Origin of the sequence: Pedobacter sp., assembly GCF_035566355.1 — a bacterium.
GTDB lineage: Bacteria > Bacteroidota > Bacteroidia > Sphingobacteriales > Sphingobacteriaceae > Pedobacter.
Window position 1 is genome coordinate 1 of record NZ_DATMRL010000326.1, and the last position, 2,390, is coordinate 2,390.

The 2,390-nt window shown below is 39.7% G+C and carries 3 protein-coding genes; all 3 read left to right on the forward strand.

Going from position 1 to position 2,390, the window contains the following annotated elements:
• The coding region (locus VNZ46_RS12600) for a glycosyltransferase family protein (protein ID WP_325560470.1) at positions 1-420 on the forward strand (420 nt) is incomplete at its 5' end.
• A 102-nt stretch (positions 421-522) separates the two neighbouring features.
• Positions 523-1,431, forward strand: coding sequence for a DUF6427 family protein (locus tag VNZ46_RS12605; RefSeq protein WP_325560471.1), 909 nt, complete (start codon positions 523-525; stop codon positions 1,429-1,431).
• Between the two features lie 97 nt (positions 1,432-1,528).
• On the forward strand, positions 1,529-2,284 hold the full coding sequence (locus tag VNZ46_RS12610) for a type III pantothenate kinase (protein WP_325560472.1): 756 nt from the start codon (positions 1,529-1,531) through the stop codon (positions 2,282-2,284).
• Positions 2,285-2,390: the final 106 nt, after the last annotated feature.

A 2,390-nucleotide genomic window follows, 5' to 3' on the forward strand; every position in this document is an offset into this window, starting at 1 on the left:
GATAAATTTCTTGTCCCATTGCTGAAACAGATTCCAGGGGTAAACTGGCAGGTCTTTTCCAAACACTCAAAAGTTAAATATACAGATGGAAATGTTCAGGTTGCACCTGTAAACAACGAAGAATTCAATGCAAGTCTTGCGGGTAGCTCTGGATTGTTTACCGGAGGTGGATTTGAAGGTCCGGCTGAAGCTTTGTTCCTGGGTAAAAAACTGTTGGTTGTGCCAATGAAATTTCAATATGAACAACAGTGCAATGCCTTTGCCTTAAAACAATTCGGGTTGCCGGTGATCTGGGGAAGTAATAAGGATTGGTTGCCTGTGATCAGGGACTGGGTAGAGCAGCCTCAAAAGCATAAATTTTATTTCCCGGATGAAACCGCTGCAGTAATTGATAAAGTTGTAAAGGAGTTTGCCAGATAATTTCCTTTACTTTGCCTTTAGTATACAGGCATGATCAATCAGTTCAGAACACTAAATCCAATAAACCTGCTTATCTTATTCGCATACACCTTTTTTATGCGGATGGCGATATTCATAGATTTGCCGCCCAGGCTTAACTTTGAATTCCTGGAGCCCTTTGCTAAATTTTTTATCCAGATTCCAATTGAAAACAGCTTCTCTCCAGGAGCAAATATTTTCTTTGCCGCTATTTTGACTTTTGTACAGGCCGTTCTGTTTAACCGGATTGTAAATAATCACGGTTTGCTCAATAAACCAGGATATTTGCCTGCTTTGTTGTACATCACCAGTGCGAGTTTATTTATGCCTTTTCTGGTTCTGAGCCCAACTTTGATCTGTAATTTTTTGCTGATCTGGATCATGGATAAATTCCTGAAGATTGGAAAAACACCCAATGCGATTATGATCATGTTCGACATTGGGATGATCATTGCAGTGGGGGCCCTGATTTATTTTCCATTTATTGTGATGCTGCTGATGCTTTGGCTGAGCTTGTTGTTGTATAGATCTTTCAACTGGAGGGAGTGGGTTTCAGGTCTGGTGGGTTTTTTGACCATATTCTTTTTTGTTGGGGTCTTTTATTACTGGCATGACGATATTGCGTTATTTTATAAGATATGGCTCCCATTAACCAATAAATTTCCGTCTGTTTTTAAAATTCATTATAACGATTATCTGGTATTGGTCCCTGTGGTGATCATGATGATCCTGGCCATGATACAGTTGAGAGAGAATTTTTTTAGGAGTTTTATCAGTACAAGAAAGGCTTTTCAGATGTTGTTCTTTATGTTTATCCTGGCTGCGCTGAGTTTTTACATTAAACCGGACTTCAGGTTATTCCATTTTTTGTTGTGTGTGCCTCCGGGAGCAGTCTTACTGGCTTATTATTTCTCAAATGCCACTAAGCGTTGGTTTTATGAAAGTCTGTTCCTGGTTTTTGTGCTTACAATTCAGTACTTTTTGTTCGTTTAACTTTTTTTAACAAATTGATCCCTTGAAACTTGGTAAAGATTAATAGCTTTGTGCCATGAAGTTTGGAGGGTATGACCGGGAACTCCTGGAATTATAAATGCATAATCTGGTAATAGATATTGGCAACACCAACAGTAAAATTGCTGTCTTTAAACAAAGAGAGCTGATTCACTTTGAATCAGTTCAGCAGCTTGATCGGCGCAGGATAGCGGAGATTATAGAAGAGTTTGAAATTAGTCATTCGGCCATGTCCAGTGTTGGTGAAGCGCATGCAGAAGTTGTTGCATTTCTGAAAGAGAATACGAATTATACCGCGTTTTCTACCCGCATAAATACGGGGGTAAATAACCATTATAAAAGCATTTCTACTTTAGGTCTGGACAGATGGGCAAAGGTTATTGCTGCACATCGGTTCTATCCGGGAGAGGATTGCTTTATGATAGACGCAGGGACTTGTATCACTTATGATCTGCTGAACAGCCAGTCGGAATATTTTGGCGGCAGTATCAGTTTGGGTTTTAAAATGAGGTTCCAGGCGTTGCACCATTATACCGGCAGGTTGCCGCTGGTAAAATGGGAAAATGAACAAAAGGAGATCCCTTTGGGATCAGATACCAATAATGCTATATTGAACGGTGTATTGCAGGGGGTGGTCAATGAAGTGAAGGGCTTTATAAGCGATCAGTATAACAAGAACAATAGTGTGAGGATAGTGATAACGGGAGGAGATGCATCATTTTTGATGGAACAGTTGAAAAATTGTGATTTTGCCTCCAGGATGATACACGAGCCTTATTTAGTATTAAAAGGATTAAATGAAGTCATTGCATTTGAATATGTACAAAAAAATTAGTTATATCGCCGCGGTTATGGTTGTGCTGACCGGCATGACAGTTAAAGCGCAGGTTACCACGCAATCACCCTATTCAAAGTTTGGTGTTGGAAATATTAAGGGAATG

What these genes read in the sequence shown, in the direction of transcription:
- VNZ46_RS12605 (WP_325560471.1), top strand. Translation starts at nt 523, where the DNA reads ATGGCGATATTCATAGATTTGCCGCCCAGGCTTAACTTTGAATTCCTG.
- VNZ46_RS12610 (WP_325560472.1), top strand. Translation starts at nt 1,529, where the DNA reads ATGCATAATCTGGTAATAGATATTGGCAACACCAACAGTAAAATTGCT.